Below are 19,172 nucleotides of genomic sequence, written 5' to 3'. Positions count from 1 at the left end.
AGCCAATCAACGCCGTTGCAACAGACCGCGCAAGGCGAGGGCGGCTGGCACACCCAGACCGATCCAGCTCAAGCCGTCCCAGATCCCGTCGCCCAGCAGCGCGGCGAACAGCCCCGCCGCACTGAGCAACGCGATCACCAGCGGCGTACTGAAGACTTTCCAGAAGTTCGACTGACGCGGTTTCATGTCGAAGCCTCCGCCGTTTCCAGAACTGGCTTCGCTGCCTTGCGCCGTACCACCCAAAGGTACACGCCGCTGCCGAGGACGATGATGGTCAGCACATCGAGGGTGGCCCAGAGGATTTTCATCGGCATGCCGCCGTAGTCGCCAAAGTGCAGCGGCTGCGACATGCCCATGGCGTCCATGTACCACGGCCGTTCAGCGACCGCCGTGACTTGCAGGGTGCTGGCGTCGATCAGCACCGGCGTCAGCAGGTGCGAGGTCAGATGGGTGCCGCCCTTCATGAACACCGAGTAATGGTGCTCGCTGGAAAACCGCGTGCCGGGGAAGGCGATGAAGTCCGGTTTCATCCCCGGTGCGACTTCGCCGGCGATATCCAGCAGGCGGGTGGCCGGGGCGAGATGAGTCAGCGGCGGGGCATCGCGGTAGGGCGCGATCATGGCGTTGAGCGAATCGTTGCGCCAGGCCGCGATGATCAGATCGGCACAGGCGCTGATCACTCCGGTGACTCCCACCACCAGCGCCCAGGTCAGGGTCACCACGCCGATCAGGTTGTGCAGGTCGAGCCAGCGCAGACGGGTGGATTTGTCCCGGCGCACGGTGCCGAATTCGAGACGGCGCATGAACGGCAGGTACAACACCGTCCCGGACACGATCGCCACCACAAACAGCACGCCCATGAACGCCAGCAGCAGCTTGCCCGGCAGACCGGCAAACATGTCGACGTGCAGACGCAGGATGAACAGCATCAGGCCGCCATTGGCCGACGGGGTTTCCAGGGCTTCGCCGGTGCGCGCGTCGAGCATGAAGGTGTGCGAGGAGTTCGGCTCGGTGCCGGCGGTCTTTGCCATGATCGTCAGCACGGTGTTCGGCTCGTCGTCTTCGAAACCGAAGTACTGCACGACTTCACCGGGGCGATGGGCCTCGGCGGCTTGCACCAGTTGCGCCAGATTCAGGTGCGGCGTGTCGGCCGGCATCTCGCGCACCACCGGAGCGTCACCGAGCAGGTGCTCGATCTCGTGATGGAAAATCAGCGGCAGGCCGGTCAGTGCCAGCAGCAGCAAAAACACGGTGCAGATCAGGCTGGTCCAGGTGTGGACGAACGACCAGCGACGGATTGTTTTACTTTTCATTTCATGACCTTCAAAAACACCAAAGCCGTCCACGAGGGACGGCCTGGTTGCAGGGCCTGTTTCAGCTCAAGCAATTACCACTTGTAGGTGGCGCTGGCGACGACGCTGCGCTGGTCGCCGTAGTAGCAGTAGAAGCTGTCGCAGGTGGAAATGTAGTCCTTGTCGAACAGGTTGGTGGCGTTGAGGGCCAGCGATGCGCCCTTCAAGCTGTTGTCCAGGCGACCGAGATCGTAATGCACGCTGGCATCGAACACGGTGTAGGCGTCGGCCTTGCCCAGCCAGGTGTTGGCCTTGTCGCCGTAGGTGTTGCCGGTGTAGCGCACACCGCCGGCGATGCCGAAGCCGTCGAGCACGCCGCTGTGCCAGGTGTAGTCGGTCCACAGCGAGGCTTGCTGGTTCGGCATCAGTTGCAGGCGGTTGCCCTTGTCGACGCCGTTCTGCACTTCGGACTTGGCCAGGGTGTAGGCCGCGATGACCTTCAGGTTTTCGGTGACGTCGGACGTGGCTTCCAGCTCCAGGCCTTTGACTTTCACTTCACCGGTCTGGCTGGTGATCGATACGCCGTTGACGAAAGAGCTTACCGAAACGTTTTTCTGGGTCAGGTCATACACGGCGGCGGACAGCAGGGTCTTGCTGCCCGGCGGCTGGTACTTGATGCCCAGCTCCCACTGCTTGCCTTCGGTCGGCTTGAGCGATTCCGTGGAGGAGGCGTCGGCGCCACTGGTGGGCTGGAAGGATTCGGCGTAGGAAATGTACGGCACGAAACCCGAGTCGAACACGTAGCTCAGAGCCGCGTTGCCGCTGAAGGCCTTGTCGCGGTCGGTGTTGGTCGCGTCGGCCTTGTTGATGAACTTCGTACCGGTGTGCACCCAGTCTTCACGACCGCCGAGGGTCAGGCGCCATTGGTCGAGGGCCATCTGGTCCTGCACGTACAGGCCGGTCTGGTTGGTCTTCTGCTCATAGTCGTAGAAGGCGGTGGAGCGCGCCGGACGCACGATCGGCTGGCCGTAGATCGGGTTGAGCACGTTGGTGGTCAGGCCGTCACCGAAGATCGAGGTGTAGTTGTTGTTGCTGCGCTGGTGATCCAGACCCAGCAACAGGGTGTGGCGGATGTCGCCGGTGGCGAAGTCGGCCTGGAAGTTGTTGTCCACGGCGAACTGGCTGATGTCTTCATTGACACTGGTGCTGGTGCGGCCGACGTTGCCGGCGCTGTCCACCTGAGTGTACGGGTACGAACCCGGGGTCAGGCTCTGGAACGACAGCTCCGATTTGGTGTAACGCAGATTCTGCTTGAACTGCCACACATCGTTCAGGCGATGTTCGAAGGCGTAACCGAGCGCGTAGTAGGTGCGGTCGTAGTATTCCCAGTCCGGATCGCCGAGGTTTTTGTGGTGGGAAACCTTGCCGAACGGCATGTCGATCTTGGTGCCCTGCACCGGCAGGAACTGGCTGGTGATGCCGGTATCGTCGCGGGTGAACTGGGTCAGCAGGGTGAATTTGGTGTCGTCGTCGATGTTCCAGGTCAGGCTCGGCGCGATGTTGTAGCGCTTGTTGTCGACGTGATCGACCTGCGTGCCACTGTCACGTACTACGCCGCTGAGGCCGTAGAGGAACTGGCCGGCGTCGTCGATCTTGCCGGTGCTGGCGAAGTTGATCTGGCGGTGGTTGTCGCTGCCGTATTGCAGCTGGATTTCACTGCTCTGCACATCGCTCGGGCGACGGCTGACCATGTCCAGCAGGCCGCCCGGCGGGGTTTGGCCGTAAACCGACGATGCCGGACCGCGCAGCAGGGCGAGGCGGTCGAGGTTCCAGGTTTCCTGTTTCGGGTTGGCGTACACGCCTTTTGGCAGTGGCAGGCCGTCAAGGAACTGGGTCGGTTCGAAGCCACGCACGCGCAACCAGTCGGCGCGGGTGTCGCTGCCGTAGCTGCTGGCGGTGATGCCCGGCATGTAGCGCACGGCGTCATCGAGGCTGTGCACGCTGCGGTCGTCCATCTGCTGGCGGGTGGCGACGGAGATCGAACGCGGTGCTTCGACCAGCGCGGTGTCGGTCTTGGTGCCGGCGGCGGTACGGGTGGCGGTGTAGCCTTCGACCGGGCCCCAGGCACTTTCAGTGTTTTCCACACCGATTACCGAAGTTTCTGGCAGGGCCATCACGCCTTCCGGCACGGCGACCAGGGTGTAAGTGCCGGTGCTGCTCTGCTCCAGTTGCAGGCCGGTGCCACGCAGGGCGGCGCTCAATGCACCTGCCGCGTCATATTGGCCGTTGACCGGCGCCGAGGTTTTGCCCGTTGCCAGCGACGGATTCAGCGACAGCGTGAGGCCGCTCTGGCTGGCGATCTGATTCAGGGTGGTGGACAGCGGCGCGGCCGGCAGGTTGTAGGCGCGAACGCTCGACGCCTGTTCAGCGGCGATCAACTGGCTGCTGGCCAGCGGGGTGCAGAGGGCAATGGCGACCGCCAGCAAACTGGGGCGCAACAAGGTGTCTAGCGAACGGGACATACGGCGGCTCCTGAATGGAAATATTTCTCAATTGCCTGTGTGCCGGACGAGATTCGAAAAGTGATAGGGCTGGATGAAAATAATTTCGATTAACGGACGGCATGGCGGCTGAAGTCAGCTGAAAGTCCGTTTTCATGGGGGGCGAGCAGGTAACGCGGTGTGTCAGAGCTTCGGATCAGCCTTGGCCACGGTGACCCACCACGGCGTGTGCTGCTCGATCTGCACCGGCAGGGTCGGGAGCAGGGCGCTCAACGCTTTGTCGGTATCGTGCAGCGGGAAGCTGCCGGTGATGCGCAGGTCGGCGACTTCCGGCGCAATGCCCAGGTGGCCGCGACGATAGCGGCCGAGTTCGTGCACCAGGTCTTCCAGACGCGCGTTGTCCACCACCAGCATGCCGCGGGTCCAGGCATCGGCGCCGGGGTTGAGCGCCACCACCGAATCCAGACCGTTATTGCGGATCAGCACTTGCTGGCCTTCGCGCAGGATCTGTTCCTGCGGATCGGATTGCGGATGCGCCGCGACGGCAGACTGCAGCACGCTCAGGCGCGTACCCTGTTCTTCGCGCTTGACCAGAAACCGCGTGCCCAGCGCACGCATGCGGCCTTCGCGAGTTTCGACGATGAACGGTCGCGCATCGCCATGACCGGTCTCGATGAGGATTTCGCCTTCCTGCAACACCACCAGGCGCTGCTTGTCATCGAACCGCACATCCATGGCACTGTGGGTGTTGAGATTGACCACGGTGCCGTCCGCCAGCCGCACGGTGCGTTGCTCACCAGTGGCGGTGCGCTGGTCGGCGAGCCAGTAATCCAGCGGCAGATAGTGTTCTGCGGCAAACAGCGACAGGCCGACCACCGCGACAACACTGGCCAGCCCGCTGCCAAGCTTGCGCACACGGCGGCGAATGCCTTCGCGCGATTGCAGCAACGCGGCGCGGGCCGGACCGCTGGCCACGCTGAAACGCTGGTCGAGCATGCCCAGCTGGCGCCAGGCGCGAGCGTGTTCTTCGTTGGCCGCGTGCCATTTGGCGAATTCTTCGCGCTCCAGTGGCGTGCTGGAATCGAGGGTCAATTGCCAGGCAATCGCCGCATCCAGCACATGGGCCGACACCGGTCTGGAACTGGCCGGATTCATGTTGGTTCACCGTACAAGGCGATGTAGCACTGGCGGATACCCTGGGCCAGATACTGGCGTACGCGCGGCACCGACACGCCGAGTTTGTCGGCGATCTCGGCATGGGTCAGGCCATCGAGACGGTTATAGAGGAAAGCGGCGCGAGCCTTGGTCGACAGCTTGCCGAGCAGGCGGTCGATGGCTTTGAGGTCTTCGAGAATCAGTTGCTGCTCTTCAACCGACGGCTGTTCGCCTTCGGGAATCAGCATCAGTTCGGCGAGATAGGCCTGCTCCAGCGCGGCGCGACGGAAGTAGTCGAACAGCAGACCCTTGGCGATCGCCACCAGAAAGGCCCGGGGTTCGCGGGGTGTCAGCAGTTCCTCGCGGCCGAGCAGGCGCACGAAGGTGTCCTGGCTCAGGTCTTCGGCGCGTTGCGGGCAGGCCACGTTGCGCCGCAGCCAGGCCAGCAGCCAGCCGCGATGATCGCGATACAACGCACCGACGAGCTCACTGTGAGGGCTTTGGGCTGACGACACGAAGGCACCGACTGGGAAATGTTAACCAACGAGAATTGTTCGCGATTGTGGCAGAGGTGGGAATGGTTAGCAATTGGCCACCGGTCGGGTTGTCGGGCGACAACCCGGGGCTCAGAACGAATGCGTGTGCTGGCGGCGCTTCCACTGGCTCAGGCGTTGCTGCAGATTCAATGGGCTGTGAATCTGCTGCTGACGTGCCCGGCTGAACAGAATCAACGCCAGTTCCGCCGTGGCCAGTGCGTCGGCGCTGGCGTGGTGGCGCTCGAACACTTCGAGCCTGAACCAGTTGATCCACTCATCCAGACCCGCCTCGCGAATGTGCGCCTGCGGGCAAACCAGCGGTGCAATGTCGGCAACATCCAAAAACACCTGCTGCAACTTGTGCCCCAAATGTTCTTTCACCGCCCGGCCCAGCATGTGTTGATCGAATGGCGCGTGGAACGCCAACACCGGACTGTCGCCAATAAACTCCAGCAGCTCGAGCAATGCTTCGGCCGGCTCGCTGCCGGCGGCAATCGCATTCGGCCCCAAGCCATGGATCAACACGCTCGGGCTGAGTTTGAGCTCACGACATTGCAGCGTGCGTTCGAACTGCTGGCTGAAGTCGATGGCGCCGTCCTCGATCACCACCGCGCCAATCGACAGCACCCGGTCCTTGTTCAGGTTGAGCCCGGTGGTCTCCAGATCCAGTACCACCCAGCGCTGTTCGCGCAGACTGCACTCGCTCAGTTCGCGGACCGCGGGCAGTTGCGCCAGGCGTTGTCGCAGATCGTCCGGCAGAACGGGGCTGGCCGGACGCAGCCAGGAGAACAGGCTCATAGCTGATACCGCAGGGTCAGGCTGCTTTGCAGGCGCTGGGCCTGACGCAGGGATTCACGCAGGATGCGCCGGTCCAGATGATTGAGGCTGTCCGGATCGACCCGGTTCGAATACGGCAGGTTTTCCCGGGTCTGCAGTTGATGCTGTTGCATGCGCGTCTGCTGGATGAAGTGATAGGCCTCTTCGTACGCGGCGCCATCCAGTCGCTCGATGACTTCTTTATCGACCAACTGGCGGAAACGTTCGAGGGTGTTGTTCGCATCGATGCCGTTGGCCAGTGCCAGCAGGCGTGCGCCATCGACAAACGGGGTCAGGCCCTGGATCTTCAGATCCAGCGTGGCTTTCTCGCCGTTCTTTTTCGTCAGCACAAATTCACGGAAACGCCCCACCGGAGGGCGGTTGCGCAGGGCGTTTTCGGCCATCATCCGCTGGAACAGTCGATTGTCGCCGACCTGATCGAGAATCCCCCGGCGCAATTGCTCGCAACCCTGTTCATCGCCCCATACCACCCGCAGGTCGAAATAGATGCTGGAGCCCAGCAGGTTCTCCGGCGTTGCTTCACGGATGAACGCGGCAAAGCGCCGGGCCCATTCGGCGCGGGACAAACACAGCTGCGGATTGCCGGCCATGACGTTGCCCTTGCACAGGGTGAAGCCGCATTGCGCCAGGCTGTTATTGATGTGCTGGGCGATGGGCAGCAACTTGCCGCGAATCTCCGCCGCATGGGCCGCATCCCGGGCTTCGAACAGAATGCCGTTGTCCTGATCGGTGTGCAGGGTCTGCTCACGCCGGCCTTCGCTGCCGAAACACAGCCAACTGAACGGCACTCCGGGGTCGCCTTTCTCGGCGAGGGTCAGCTCGATCACCCGGCACACGGTGTGATCGTTGAGCAGGGTGATGATGTGGGTGATCTGGGTCGAAGACGCGCCGTGAGCGAGCATGCGCTCCACCAATTGGCCGATCTCGCCGCGCAGGGTCACCAGTTGCTCCACCCGCTGGGCGCTGCGGATGGTCCGCGCCAGGTGCACCAGATCGACCCGCTGCAGCGAGAACAGATCCCGTTCGGAAACCACGCCGCACAATCGCTGATCCTTGACCAGGCAGACGTGGGCGATGTGCCGCTCGGTCATGGCGATTGCCGCGTCGAAGGCACTGTGATCCGGCGACAGATAAAACGGTGAGGGCGTCATGTGGCGTTCGATGGGTTCGTTGAAATCGCCTACACCTTCAGCCACCACATGGCGCAGGTCACGCAGGGTGAAAATTCCCAGCGGCGCCTTGTGTTCATCCACCGCGACGATGCTGCCGACCTGTTGCTCGTGCATCAGCTTCACCGCTTCGCGCAACGGTGTGGTCGGGCTGCAGGTTACCGGATGGCGCATGGCCAATTCGCCGAGGCGGGTGTTCAGCGAATATTGGGTGCCGAGGGTTTCCACGGCTTTCTGCTGGACCTGCTGGTTGACCTGATCAAGCAGGCTGCTGACCCCGCGCAGGGCGAAGTCGCGGAAGGTGTTGGAGAGGGCGAACAGCTTGATGAACGCCAGTTTGTTCAGTTGCAGGCAGAACGTGTCTTCGCCGGCCAGGTGTTCGGTGCGGGTCGCCCGTTCGCCGAGCAGCGCGGCGAGGGGAAAACACTCGCCGGTGGTGATTTCAAAGGTGGTTTCGGTGCCGCCCTTGGCCGTGTGCGGACGCTCGCCGACCACCCGGCCCTGCTTGACGATGTAGAAGTGTTCGACCGGCCCGTCGGCGGGTTTGATGATGCTTTCGCCCTGACCGTAGAAACGCAGCTGGCATTGCTCCACCAGATAGGCGAGGTGGGCGTGTTCCATCTGATTGAAAGGGGGGAAGCGCTGGAGGAATTGCAATGTGCCCTGAATGTTCTGCAACACCGCGGTTTTCCCTGCCTGGGTGAAGGCGTCCGCTTTACTCATAACCATTACCGCAGTCTTTTTCGAATTGTTGTTATTGGATCGTTGCAGCCATGGTCGACCCCGGCGCGCAGGGTGCCCATTGGACGTAAGTCTAGGTTTGGCATGCCGTTGGGTAGTTTTCGGATATGCCCTACACAAACAGTCGGAAATTCTCGGGTTCGCCCCTTGGAAAAAAATCCGACGAAGTGCACATTGAAGCTCTGCCCAGCGATGTCTGACCACTGTGCCAGGGGATCGATTTTGAAAACGTAGAGAACGCCATGTCCGACCACGATATTTTGAGCGACGCCGAGCGGGAAGCGCTCAGCGCCGTCATGCTGGAACCCGACCTGCCGCCGCAGCGGGTGCTGATCGTTGATGACGACAAGGACGCCCGCGAGTTGCTGTCGGAGATCCTGGCCCTGGACGGCATTCGTTGCATGACCGCGGCCAGCGGCGAGTCCGCGCTGAAGATGATCGAGGAAAAACCTTCAATCGGTCTGGTGATCACCGATCTGCGGATGGGCCATGTCGACGGGCTGGACCTGATTCGTCAGGTGCGAGAGTCGGCGCGGGCGGCGATGCCGATCATCATTGTGTCGGGTGATGCGGACGTGAAGGATGCGATTGCGGCGATGCATTTGAGCGTGGTGGATTTTCTGCTCAAGCCGATTGATACGGCGAAGTTGCTGGGGTTGGTCAAACATGAGCTCGGCATAGAGCCTTAGTTGTTCCGGCACAAACAAAAAAGCCCTGATCGAAAGATCAGGGCTTTTTCATGTCCGGCATTCGCGCAGGTTACAGGCCGTTGGCAGCCTTGAACTCGCGACGACGACGGTGCAGGACCGGCTCGGTGTAGCCGTTCGGCTGCCTGGTGCCTTCGATCACCAGTTCGACCGCCGCCTGGAAGGCGATGTTGCTGTCGAAGTTCGGTGCCAGCGGACGGTACAGCGGGTCGTTGGCGTTCTGACGGTCCACCACCGGCGCCATGCGCTTGAGGCTTTCCATCACTTGCGCTTCGGTCACGATGCCGTGGCGCAGCCAGTTGGCGATGTGCTGGCTGGAGATACGCAGCGTCGCACGGTCTTCCATCAGGCCGACGTCGTTGATGTCCGGCACTTTCGAGCAACCCACGCCCTGGTCAATCCAGCGCACCACGTAACCGAGAATGCCCTGGGCGTTGTTGTCCAGTTCGTTCTTGATCTGCTCCGGCGTCCAGTTCGGGTTGACCGCCAGCGGGATGGTCAGGATGTCATCGACCGAAGCGCGGGCGCGTTTGGCCAGCTCGGCCTGACGGGCGAACACGTCGACCTTGTGGTAGTGCAGCGCGTGCAGTGCGGCAGCCGTCGGCGATGGAACCCAGGCGGTGTTGGCACCGGCCAGCGGATGAGCGATTTTCTGTTCGAGCATCGCCGCCATCAGGTCGGGCATCGCCCACATGCCTTTACCGATTTGCGCACGACCTTGCAGGCCGGTGCTCAGACCGATATCGACGTTCCAGTTCTCGTAAGCGCCGATCCACTTCTCGGCCTTCATGTCAGCCTTGCGCACCATCGGGCCGGCTTCCATGGAGGTGTGGATTTCGTCGCCGGTGCGGTCGAGGAAACCGGTGTTGATGAACACCACGCGCTCGCTGGCCGCCTGGATGCAGGCCTTGAGGTTGACCGTGGTGCGGCGTTCCTCGTCCATGATCCCGACTTTCAGGGTGTTGCGCTTGAGGCCCAGCACGTCTTCGATGCGACCGAACAGCTCGTTGGTGAACGCCGCTTCTTCCGGGCCGTGCATCTTCGGTTTAACGATGTAGACCGAACCGGTGCGGGTGTTCTTGCGCGAAGTGTTGCCGCTCAAGTTATGCATCGCCGCGAGGCAAGTCACCAGGCCGTCGAGGATGCCTTCCGGCACTTCGTTGCCGTGCTTGTCGAGGATCGCGTCGATGGTCATCAGGTGACCGACGTTACGCACGAACAGCAGCGAGCGGCCGTGCAGGGTCAGTTCGCTGCCGTCGACCTTGGTGTAGGTGCGATCCGGGTTCATGGTGCGGGTGAAGGTCTGGCCACCCTTGGACACGGATTCCGCCAGGTCGCCTTTCATCAGGCCCAGCCAGTTGCGGTAGATCACAACCTTGTCGTCGGCATCGACGGCGGCCACGGAGTCTTCGCAGTCCATGATGGTGGTCAGTGCCGCTTCCATCAGGATGTCTTTGACGCCGGCGGCGTCGGTCTGGCCGACCGGGGTGCTGGCGTCGATCTGGATTTCGAAATGCAGACCGTTGTTCTTCAGCAGGATCGCGATCGGCGCATTGGCGTCGCCCTGGAAACCGATCAGCTGTGCATCGTTGCGCAGGCCGCTGTTGCTGCCGCCCTTGAGGGTGACGACCAGTTTGCCGTCAGCGATCTTGTAACCGGTGGAGTCGACGTGGGAGCCGGCCGCCAGTGGCGCTGCTTCGTCGAGGAATGCACGGGCGAAGGCGATGACTTTGTCGCCACGCACCTTGTTGTAGCCTTTGCCTTTTTCCGCGCCGCCTGCTTCGCTGATGGCGTCGGTGCCATACAGGGCGTCGTACAGCGAACCCCAGCGGGCGTTCGAGGCGTTGAGGGCGAAGCGGGCGTTCATCACCGGAACCACGAGTTGCGGGCCGGCGGTATGGGCGATTTCGTCATCGACGTTTTGCGTCGTTGCCTGGAAATCAGCCGCTTCTGGCAGCAGATAACCGATCTCTTGCAGGAAGGCTTTGTAGGCCACGGCGTCGTGCGGCTGACCGGCACGGGTCTGGTGCCAGCCATCGATACGGGCCTGGAAGTCATCGCGTTTGGCGAGTAGGGCTTTGTTCTTCGGCGCCAGGTCGTGAATGACCTTGTCGGCACCTTCCCAGAATTTGTCGGCGGTGAGGCCGGTACCGGGAATGGCTTCGTTGTTCACGAAGTCGAACAGGACTTTGGCGACCTGCAGGCCACCGACTTGAACGTGTTCAGTCATTGCTTGCCTCACTCTGCTCAGCTATTTCGCTTTTCAGCTCTTCAATTTAACAATGAAGCCTCTGGCCATTTAAACCACAAACCCCTCGACCAGTACATGCCATCGCTGGCGGCTGGGCTGGGACCAATCAACGGCTTGGGGGCCTTGCTGACGGGGCTTTCAGGGTTGCGAACGTGCCTTGGGCAGACATCGATCCAACGTTATGTAGTGCGCGCTGCGGCATACTACATGATGACTTGCGGTTGTGAAAATCAGACTAATTACGTCGTTCTGCGACCCCATGACGCATTGCGGTCACGGCGCGGAACGGGATGTTCTCAAAAAACCAATGGATTGTTCCAGCTAAATATCAAAAGTTGTACACATAAATACTATGTGTCTGCTATGGCCCCTCGTTTGCCGCCATCACGGCAGTGCCGGCCGGCTTGCCTATACTTGCTTTTCTATAACAAAAGTCATGACAAGAGGGCTGCGCCATGGATCACCTCGTACTCACCGTCTTCGCGCCGGACAAGCCCGGTCAGGTCGAGCGCATCGCCCAATGCATCGCCGAACACGGCGGCAACTGGCTGGAAAGCCGCATGTCGCGAATGGCCGGGCAGTTCGCCGGGATTCTGCGGGTCGGTGTGCCGGCAGAGGCTTACGACGAATTAGTCGATGCCCTACAAGCTTTGTCGACTCAGGGGATTCGCGTGCTGGTGGCCGAAAGCGGCATCGAGCAGGCGTGCACCTGGAAGCCGATTGCCATGGAACTGGTGGGTAATGATCGTCCGGGCATCGTGCGCGACATCACCCGGCTGCTGAGCGAGCAGGGCGTGAACCTCGAACGGCTGGTGACCGAGGTGCGTCCGGCGCCGATGAGCAGTGAGCCGCTGTTTCATGCCGAGGCGATTCTGGCGGTGCCCCTGACTCTTTCACTGGATGTGCTGCAATCGCGCCTGGAAACCCTGGCCGATGACTTGATGGTGGAATTGGTGCTGCGCACCGACCTGTGAGGACGGATCGGGTTATCCAGTTTAAACGTGCACCTGCCTGTGGATAACCTGTAGAAACTGCCTTCCAGGCCACGTCCGCCGTGGCTTTGCGTGGGTTGATCAAAAAACCGCCAGCATTCAGTGACTTGCGCACAAACGGCGGGGATCACGCTGTGGATAACCTTGGGAAGGAACGATACAGGCCACGAGAACCGTGGCCTGTGGAGGTTTGTGCGTTTTTTGATCAGCTGCGCCGACGCAGACTTATCCACGCATCGACGCTGTATACCGCCAGACCGGCCCAGATAAACATGAAGGCGATCAGTGTGCTGGACGACAAATGCTCGCCGAACAGCAGTACGGCTTGCAGCAGCACCAGGGTCGGCGCCAGGTATTGCAGGAAACCGAGGGTGGTGTAAGGCAGGTGCCGGGCGGCGGCGTTGAAGCACACCAGCGGCACCAGCGTCACCGGACCGGCCGCCACCAGCCACCAGGCTTCAGAGGTAGTCCAGAACGCGGCCTGTGCACTGGTGGCGGTCGGATTGAACAGCAGCCACGCGAGAGCGATCGGCACCAGCATCCAGGTTTCCACCACCAGCCCCGGCAATGCCTTGACCGGCGCCTGCTTGCGGATCAGCCCGTAGAAACCGAAGGTCAGTGCCAGCACCAGCGACACCCACGGCAGACTGCCGACCTGCCACACCTGCTGCGCCACACCAACCGCCGCCAGACCGACCGCCAGCCACTGCATGCGCCGCAGGCGTTCGCCGAGGATCAGCATGCCCAGCAGCACGTTCACCAGCGGGTTGATGTAGTAACCGAGGCTCGCTTCCAGCATCCGCCCGTTGTTCACCGACCAGACGTAAGTCAGCCAGTTGGCCGCGATCAAGGTGCCGCTCAGCGCAAGAATCGCCAGGCGTTTCGGATTGTCGCGCAGCTCCTGCCACCAGCCCGGATGCTTCCAGACCAGCAACAACAGCCCGCCGAACAGCGCCGACCACAGCACCCGGTGGATGATGATTTCCACCGCCGGTACTTCGGCGATGGCTTTGAAGTAGAGCGGGAACAGTCCCCAGATGATGTAGGCACTCAGGCCCAGAATGTACCCGCGACGCGGGTTGGCGGCTTGCATGCAGAATCCTTGCTTAGGCAGCTAACAAAGCAGCGATTGTACGGGCAGTTGTATAGACGTGTCGTGTCAGAAAAGCTTCAACGGCTCTTCATTCAATGCTGCCAGTTGCTCACGCAACGCCAGCACCTGATCGCCCCAATAGCGCTCGCTGCCGAACCACGGAAAGCTGCGAGGAAACGCCGGATCATCCCAGCGTCGGGCCAGCCAGGCGCTGTAGTGCATCAGGCGCAGGGCACGCAGCGGTTCAATCAATGCCAGCTCCCGTGGGTCGAAATCGTGGAATTCGTTGTAGCCGTCCATCAATTCCGACAGCTGTCCGAGACAATCCTGACGATCGCCGGCGAGCATCATCCAGATGTCCTGCACCGCCGGGCCCATGCGGCAGTCGTCGAGGTCGACGATGTGGAACATCTCGTCGCGGCACATCATGTTGCCGGGGTGGCAGTCGCCGTGCATGCGGATGTTCCGGTGCGGCGTGGCGGCGTAGACGTCTTCCACACGCTTGAGCAGATCGCGGGCGACGGACTCGTAGGCCGGCAGCAGGCTTTTCGGAATGAAGTTGCCATCCAGCAAAGTGGTCAGCGACGCATGGCCGAAGTTCTGCACGGCCAGCGCTTCGCGGTGCTCGAACGGTTTGGTTTCGCCGACCGCGTGCATGCGCCCGAGCAACTGGCCGAGGCGATACAACTGATCGAGATTGCCCGGCTCCGGCGCCCGGCCACCGCGACGGGGAAACAGGGTGAAACGGAAACCGGCGTGTTCGTGCAGGGTCTGGCCGTTGTGGACCAGTGGCGCCACCACCGGGATCTCGACGTCGGCCAGTTCGAAGGTGAACTGGTGTTCTTCGAGAATCGCTTCGTTGGTCCAGCGCTGCGGGCGATAGAACTTGGCGATCAGCGGTTCGGAGTCTTCGATGCCGACCTGATAGACGCGGTTTTCGTAACTGTTGAGCGCCAGGATGCGCGCGTCGCTCAGAAAACCGATGCTTTCGACGGCATCGAGCACGAGGTCTGGGGTGAGGGTTTCAAACGGGTGGGCCATGCTGACTCCTGCGCGCGGCAGGCTGCCGCGTCCGGCCCAGCATGGTAGCGCAGACGGGCTGTCTTGAGTGGGATCGTTCCCGTGCAGCGCACGGGAACGATCAGAGCGTCGCAGCATCAGGCGCCGACGATCCCGCCATCCTCACGGGTAATCGCCATCACCGAAGAGCGCGGCTTGCCGTTCGGCAAATGCTCGGGGAAGGTCGAACCGCCGTTTTCGCCCGGATGCTGAATCCCGACAAACAGGGTTTTCTGATCTGGCGAGAAGCTGATCCCGGTGACTTCGCAACCGATCGGCCCGACCATGAATCGGCGAATCTCACCGGTCTTGGGATCGGCGCAGAGCATCTGATTGTTGCCCATCCCGGCAAAGTCCCCGGCGTTGCTCGAATCGCCGTCGGTGAGAATCCACAGTCGGCCAGCCTTGTCGAAACCGAGGCCGTCCGGGCTGTTGAACATGTTCTGCGGGGTGATATTCGACGAGCCGCCCTTCGGCGTTCCGGCGTGCACGCTCGGGTTGCCGGCCACCACGAACAGATCCCAGCCGAAAGTCTTCGAACCGTGATCGTCGCGGTCGGTGCGCCAACGCAGAATCTGCCCGTAGACGTTCTTCTCGCGCGGGTTCGGGCCGCCCACCGGTTGGCCGTCTTCGCCGCGCTTGGCGTTGTTGGTCAGGGTGCAATAAACCTGGCCGTCCTTCGGGCTGACCACGATCCACTCCGGGCGGTCCATGCGCGTGGCGCCGACCACACTGGCCGCCAAGCGCGCGTGGATCAGCACTTCCGCCTGATCGGCAAAACCGCTGCTGGCGTCAATGCCGTTCTTGCCGTGGGTCAGTTCGATCCACTGGCCCTGGCCTTTCGGGTGGTCGGGATTGCCGTCGCCTGCGTCGAACTTCGCCACGTACAGGGTGCCGTGATCGAGAATGTCGCGGTTGGCTTTGGCGTTGCGGTGATTGATGCGGTCGCGGCTGACGAACTTGTAGATGAACTCGCCACGTTCGTCGTCGCCCATGTACACCACGGCGCGACCGTCGTCGGTCTCGGCCAGGGCAGCGTTTTCATGTTTGAAGCGACCGAGGGCGGTGCGTTTGACCGGGGTCGATTGTGGATCGAATGGGTCGATTTCCACGACCCAGCCATGACGGTTGAGCTCGTTCGGGTTCTTCGCCATGTCGAAGCGCGGATCGAACGGATGCCAGTTGATCTCGCGGCTGGCGGCAGTCACGCCGTAGCGTTTCTGCGCCGGATCGAATTGCTGTTGGGCGTTGCTGCTGCCGAAGCAGTCGGTGAAGTTCTCTTCGCAGGTCAGGTAAGTGCCCCACGGGGTCTTGCCGTTGGCGCAGTTCTGGAAGGTGCCGAGGACTTTCTTGCCGTGCTTGTCGGCGCTGGTTTTCATCAGCTCGTGGCCGGCCGCCGGGCCGCTGATGCGCAACGGCGAATTGCCGTGGATGCGCCGGTTGTAGCGCGAGCCCTGGACGAACTGCCACTGACCGTTCTTGCGTGCCACTTCGATCACCGACACACCTTCGCAGGCCAGGGCCTTGCGCACGTCTTCCGCCGACTGCGGCAGGCCGCCGTGGGGATAGAGGTAGCGGTAGTTGGTGTATTCGTTGTTGATCGCCATCAGCGCGCGATTCTTGTCGTCCGGGAAGGCGAACAGGCTCATGCCGTCGTTGTTGTCACCGAACTGCACTTCCTGTGCGGCTGCGGTGCCGTTGCCGCTCGGGTCGAAGGCCGGACCGTTCTTGTGCAGGGGCTGGCCCCAACTGATCAGCACCGACGACTTGTAGCCTTTTGGCAGGCTGATGACGTCGGTGGTGGCGGCCGGAATGCTGTCGAAGCCCAGCAGGCGGCTGTTGCCGGCGCTGACACCGGTGGCCAGGGCGCTGCGGGTCAACAGGCTGCCACCGAGGAACATCGCAGCGCCGCACAGTGCGCCGGCACCGATGAAACCGCGACGGCTCATGCCGACCATTTTTTCCAGGTCAGTGGATTGGTTTTCTTCTAATAGGCTCACATCAGGCTCCCTGCTTGGTTTTGGCAGCCACCTTAATGAGAGGCGATGAAGCTTTTGTTGCAGGGAACCGGGCTAGAGCGGTGTGCCGATCAGCACGTTGGACGGTGAGAACTGCACCTGTACCGGCTGGTCGACGGTCAGTTTGTGAGTGCGCAGGTGCAGCGGCTCAGCCAGGGCGCAGAGTGTCTGGCCATTGGGCAGTGCGATGCGCACTTCGCTGGGGCCGTCCTCGGCGTCGAGAATCGCTTCGAGGGTGCCTTCGAGAAGATTGTGACCAGATGTTGCAGCTTGCCCGTTGCCCAGCAATTCAAGCCAGCCAGCCTTGATCAATGCCACCACTTCGGTGCCCGGTTGTAGCTCCAGATGCACGGTGCTGTCGTGGGTGATCTGCGCGTCGATGCACAGGCCTTCGGCCAGTTCGAGGCGGATCAGGTCATTGCGGCCCTGATGCTCGATGCTCACGACCTTGCCGTGCAATTGGTTGCGGGCGCTGGTCCGGAGCATCAGGCGACCGAGCAGATCCAGATCGCTGGCGTCTTCGGCGGCTTCCAGCACCTGCGCCTGCAAGGCTTGCAGCTTCTGATAAAGACGCAGCACCCGTTCGCCTTCGCTGGACAGTTTGGCGCCGCCGCCACCCTTGCCGCCGACAGCCCGCTCGACCAACGGTTTTTGCGCCAGATTGTTCAACTCATCGATGGCATCCCACGCCGCCTTGTAACTCAGGCCCGCGCTTTTCGCGGCACGGGTGATCGAGCCCTGTTCGGCGATGTGTTGCAGCAGGGCGATGCGCTGCGGGCGGCGGACGATGTGCTGGGACAACAGGGAAGGCAAGGACATGTCGGGTGCTTTGTGCTGGGTTGATGGAGGAGGAAGTTGGCCGCTTGGCGCGTGTGAGTCAAGCCGCGTCGCCAGGTTTCGGTGTGCGGGCCAGGCAGTAGACGTCGACCCGCGTGGCGCCGGCGTCCACCAGCAGTCGGGCCAGTGCCTGGGCGGTGGCACCGGTGGTCAGCACATCATCGACCAACGCCAGGTGCCGACTTTGTATGTGGGCGTCTGGCAAAAGATCGAAGGCATTGCGCAGATTGCGTTTGCGCGCCTTGGCATCGAGTGCCTGTTGGGCGCTGGTGTCCTGAATACGGCGCAGGACATTTTCTTCACAGGGCAAATCCAGTTGCTTGCCGAGCCACCGCGCCAGCATGGCTGCCTGATTGAATCCGCGCTGACGCAGGCGCTTGTTCGCCAACGGCACCGGCAGCAGGGCGTCCGGGCGTGGCAGGCCCTCGTCGAAGCGATGTTGCAGGAACTGCCCGAGAACCTCGCCCAACAGGCGGCCAAACGGCCATTTTGCGTTGTGCTTGAAACGGGTGATCAGGCTGTCCACCGGGAAGCCATAGGACCAGGGTGCTACCACCTGCTCGAAGGCGGGCGGATCTTTCAGGCAGCCGCCGCATGTCAGGCCCGCTGCGGGCTGCGGCAATGCGCAGGTCATGCATTGATCGCCAAGCCAGGGCAGGTCGGTTTCACAGGCTACGCAGAGCGGCGTTTCAGTTTCCGCCGGCTCATCGCAAATCAAACAGATCTGGTTATTATTTAGCCAGATGTAAACCGGCCTATCTTGATGTGGTTGACAGTGCATGACTCTTCCTTAAATATGCCGAACATCCGTGTCGTGCCTGTGGGTATTCCGTTTCCCCAGGCGCAAGCCAAGCATAACCAAGGAATCGCCCATGAGCGCCAGCACCACTGCCACCCTGCGTCACGACTGGTCTTTGGCCGAAGTCAAAGCACTCTTCGTTCAGCCATTCAACGACTTGCTGTTCCAGGCGCAGACGGTGCACCGCGCGCATTTCGACGCCAACCGCGTTCAGGTTTCCACCCTGCTGTCGATCAAGACCGGCGCCTGCCCGGAAGACTGCAAATATTGTCCGCAGTCCGGTCACTACAACACCGGCCTGGAAAAAGAAAAGCTGATGGAAGTGCAGAAAGTCCTCGAAGAGGCTGCCCGCGCCAAAGCCATCGGTTCGACCCGCTTCTGCATGGGCGCGGCGTGGAAGCATCCGTCGGCCAAAGACATGCCTTACGTGCTGAAGATGGTCGAAGGCGTGAAGGCTATGGGCCTGGAAACCTGCATGACCCTCGGTCGTCTCGATCAGGATCAAACCGAGGCGCTGGCCAAGGCCGGGCTCGACTACTACAACCACAACCTCGATACCTCGCCGGAGTTCTACGGCAGTATCATCACCACCCGCACCTACAGCGAGCGTCTGCAGACCCTGGCCTATGTGCGCGATGCGGGGATGAAAATCTGCTCCGGCGGCATCCTCGGCATGGGCGAGTCCCTCGATGACCGCGCGAACCTGCTGATCCAGCTGGCCAACCTGCCGGAGCATCCGGAGTCGGTGCCGATCAACATGCTGGTGAAAGTTGCCGGCACCCCGCTGGAGAACGCTGACGACGTCGATCCGTTCGACTTCATCCGCATGCTCGCCGTGGCGCGCATCCTGATGCCGCAATCCCACGTGCGCCTGTCCGCCGGCCGCGAGGCGATGAACGAGCAGATGCAGGCCCTGGCGTTCTTCGCCGGCGCCAACTCGATCTTCTACGGCGACAAACTGCTGACCACCGCCAACCCGCAGGCCGACAAGGACATGCAGCTGTTTGCGCGTCTGGGCATTCAGCCGGAAGCCCGCGAAGAGCACGCTGACGAAGTGCATCAGGCCGCCATCGAGCAGGCGCTGGTGGAGCAGAAGAGCAGCGAGCAGTTCTACAACGCGGCGGTCTGATCGCCCGTTCTTTCAGGCGCTGCCTCGTGCAGCGCCTGCTGACTCATTTGCCACCG

16 protein-coding genes are annotated in these 19,172 nt (G+C 62.0%); 3 read left to right on the top strand and 13 right to left on the bottom strand.

Annotation, left to right across the window (positions count from 1 at the left end):
- Positions 1-6: 6 nt before the first annotated feature.
- From M5B98_RS06235 to M5B98_RS06205, 7 genes are all read right to left on the bottom strand, one after another.
- On the bottom strand, positions 7-186 hold the full coding sequence (locus tag M5B98_RS06235) for a hypothetical protein (protein ID WP_085709174.1): 180 nt from the start codon (positions 184-186) through the stop codon (positions 7-9).
- Positions 183-1,313 (bottom strand): PepSY-associated TM helix domain-containing protein, encoded by a 1,131-nt coding sequence (locus M5B98_RS06230; RefSeq protein WP_248742228.1) that lies wholly within the window; start codon positions 1,311-1,313, stop codon positions 183-185. The genes M5B98_RS06235 and M5B98_RS06230 overlap by 4 nt, the downstream gene beginning before the upstream one ends.
- Before the next feature lie 74 nt (positions 1,314-1,387).
- Complete coding sequence (locus tag M5B98_RS06225; RefSeq protein ID WP_248742227.1) at positions 1,388-3,814, bottom strand: TonB-dependent siderophore receptor; 2,427 nt, start codon at positions 3,812-3,814, stop codon at positions 1,388-1,390.
- A 162-nt stretch (positions 3,815-3,976) separates the two neighbouring features.
- The gene (locus M5B98_RS06220) at positions 3,977-4,948 is read right to left on the bottom strand and encodes a FecR family protein (RefSeq protein ID WP_248742226.1); all 972 of its coding nucleotides are present in this window, start codon (positions 4,946-4,948) and stop codon (positions 3,977-3,979) included.
- A complete protein-coding gene (locus M5B98_RS06215; protein WP_085709177.1) occupies positions 4,945-5,463 on the bottom strand; it encodes an RNA polymerase sigma factor in 519 nt (172 codons plus the stop codon). Before M5B98_RS06215 ends, M5B98_RS06220 begins: the two co-directional genes overlap by 4 nt.
- Positions 5,464-5,574: 111 nt before the next feature.
- A complete protein-coding gene (locus tag M5B98_RS06210; RefSeq protein ID WP_248742225.1) occupies positions 5,575-6,282 on the bottom strand; it encodes a PolC-type DNA polymerase III in 708 nt (235 codons plus the stop codon).
- Positions 6,279-8,219, bottom strand: a complete 1,941-nt coding sequence (locus M5B98_RS06205) for a putative nucleotidyltransferase substrate binding domain-containing protein (protein WP_248742224.1) — start codon at positions 8,217-8,219, stop codon at positions 6,279-6,281. Before M5B98_RS06205 ends, M5B98_RS06210 begins: the two co-directional genes overlap by 4 nt.
- A gap of 254 nt (positions 8,220-8,473) precedes the next feature.
- Here M5B98_RS06205 and M5B98_RS06200 point away from each other — a divergent pair, with 254 nt between their 5' ends.
- Positions 8,474-8,920 (top strand): response regulator, encoded by a 447-nt coding sequence (locus M5B98_RS06200; RefSeq protein WP_134828326.1) that lies wholly within the window; start codon positions 8,474-8,476, stop codon positions 8,918-8,920.
- 70 nt (positions 8,921-8,990) lie between these two features.
- Here M5B98_RS06200 and M5B98_RS06195 read toward each other — a convergent pair whose 3' ends face one another.
- On the bottom strand, positions 8,991-11,168 hold the full coding sequence (locus M5B98_RS06195) for a malate synthase G (RefSeq protein WP_248742223.1): 2,178 nt from the start codon (positions 11,166-11,168) through the stop codon (positions 8,991-8,993).
- 476 nt (positions 11,169-11,644) lie between these two features.
- On the opposite strand from M5B98_RS06195, the gene M5B98_RS06190 reads away from it, so the two are divergent.
- Complete coding sequence (locus tag M5B98_RS06190) at positions 11,645-12,163, top strand: glycine cleavage system protein R (protein WP_085731674.1); 519 nt, start codon at positions 11,645-11,647, stop codon at positions 12,161-12,163.
- A 223-nt stretch (positions 12,164-12,386) separates the two neighbouring features.
- Here the strand turns inward: M5B98_RS06190 and rarD are convergent, their stop codons facing one another.
- The 5 genes from rarD to M5B98_RS06165 all read right to left on the bottom strand — a co-directional run bounded on the left by rarD (position 12,387) and on the right by M5B98_RS06165 (position 17,969).
- Positions 12,387-13,274: an EamA family transporter RarD gene (gene rarD / locus M5B98_RS06185; RefSeq protein ID WP_114885944.1), complete on the bottom strand. Its 888-nt coding sequence runs from the start codon at positions 13,272-13,274 to the stop codon at positions 12,387-12,389.
- Positions 13,275-13,340: 66 nt separating this feature from the next.
- A complete protein-coding gene (locus M5B98_RS06180; RefSeq protein ID WP_248742222.1) occupies positions 13,341-14,315 on the bottom strand; it encodes a serine/threonine protein kinase in 975 nt (324 codons plus the stop codon).
- 116 nt (positions 14,316-14,431) lie between these two features.
- Positions 14,432-16,333, bottom strand: a complete 1,902-nt coding sequence (locus tag M5B98_RS06175; protein WP_248742221.1) for a PhoX family protein — start codon at positions 16,331-16,333, stop codon at positions 14,432-14,434.
- A 72-nt stretch (positions 16,334-16,405) separates the two neighbouring features.
- Positions 16,406-17,170 carry a TOBE domain-containing protein gene (locus M5B98_RS06170; RefSeq protein ID WP_114885938.1) on the bottom strand — a complete coding sequence of 255 codons (765 nt, stop codon included), beginning with the start codon at positions 17,168-17,170 and terminating at the stop codon, positions 16,406-16,408.
- Between the two features lie 58 nt (positions 17,171-17,228).
- Positions 17,229-17,969: a ComF family protein gene (locus tag M5B98_RS06165; protein WP_248742220.1), complete on the bottom strand. Its 741-nt coding sequence runs from the start codon at positions 17,967-17,969 to the stop codon at positions 17,229-17,231.
- A gap of 91 nt (positions 17,970-18,060) precedes the next feature.
- On the opposite strand from M5B98_RS06165, the gene bioB reads away from it, so the two are divergent.
- Positions 18,061-19,116 (top strand): biotin synthase BioB, encoded by a 1,056-nt coding sequence (bioB, locus tag M5B98_RS06160; RefSeq protein WP_085731680.1) that lies wholly within the window; start codon positions 18,061-18,063, stop codon positions 19,114-19,116.
- Positions 19,117-19,172: the final 56 nt, after the last annotated feature.

This window comes from Pseudomonas sp. MWU12-3088, assembly GCF_023242405.1.
Taxonomy (GTDB): Bacteria; Pseudomonadota; Gammaproteobacteria; order Pseudomonadales; family Pseudomonadaceae; genus Aquipseudomonas; species Aquipseudomonas kribbensis.
This window is presented reverse-complemented; position numbering and strand designations above follow the sequence as displayed.

Bases quoted from the DNA above. Each gene is read 5' to 3' on its own strand.
- M5B98_RS06235 (WP_085709174.1), bottom strand. From the start codon at position 186: ATGAAACCGCGTCAGTCGAACTTCTGGAAAGTCTTCAGTACGCCGCTG.
- M5B98_RS06230 (WP_248742228.1), bottom strand. From the start codon at position 1,313: ATGAAAAGTAAAACAATCCGTCGCTGGTCGTTCGTCCACACCTGGACC.
- M5B98_RS06225 (WP_248742227.1), bottom strand. From the start codon at position 3,814: ATGTCCCGTTCGCTAGACACCTTGTTGCGCCCCAGTTTGCTGGCGGTC.
- M5B98_RS06220 (WP_248742226.1), bottom strand. From the start codon at position 4,948: ATGAATCCGGCCAGTTCCAGACCGGTGTCGGCCCATGTGCTGGATGCG.
- M5B98_RS06210 (WP_248742225.1), bottom strand. From the start codon at position 6,282: ATGAGCCTGTTCTCCTGGCTGCGTCCGGCCAGCCCCGTTCTGCCGGAC.
- M5B98_RS06205 (WP_248742224.1), bottom strand. From the start codon at position 8,219: ATGGTTATGAGTAAAGCGGACGCCTTCACCCAGGCAGGGAAAACCGCG.
- M5B98_RS06200 (WP_134828326.1), top strand. From the start codon at position 8,474: ATGTCCGACCACGATATTTTGAGCGACGCCGAGCGGGAAGCGCTCAGC.
- M5B98_RS06195 (WP_248742223.1), bottom strand. From the start codon at position 11,168: ATGACTGAACACGTTCAAGTCGGTGGCCTGCAGGTCGCCAAAGTCCTG.
- M5B98_RS06190 (WP_085731674.1), top strand. From the start codon at position 11,645: ATGGATCACCTCGTACTCACCGTCTTCGCGCCGGACAAGCCCGGTCAG.
- rarD (WP_114885944.1), bottom strand. From the start codon at position 13,274: ATGCAAGCCGCCAACCCGCGTCGCGGGTACATTCTGGGCCTGAGTGCC.
- M5B98_RS06180 (WP_248742222.1), bottom strand. From the start codon at position 14,315: ATGGCCCACCCGTTTGAAACCCTCACCCCAGACCTCGTGCTCGATGCC.
- M5B98_RS06170 (WP_114885938.1), bottom strand. From the start codon at position 17,170: ATGTCCTTGCCTTCCCTGTTGTCCCAGCACATCGTCCGCCGCCCGCAG.
- M5B98_RS06165 (WP_248742220.1), bottom strand. From the start codon at position 17,969: ATGCACTGTCAACCACATCAAGATAGGCCGGTTTACATCTGGCTAAAT.
- bioB (WP_085731680.1), top strand. From the start codon at position 18,061: ATGAGCGCCAGCACCACTGCCACCCTGCGTCACGACTGGTCTTTGGCC.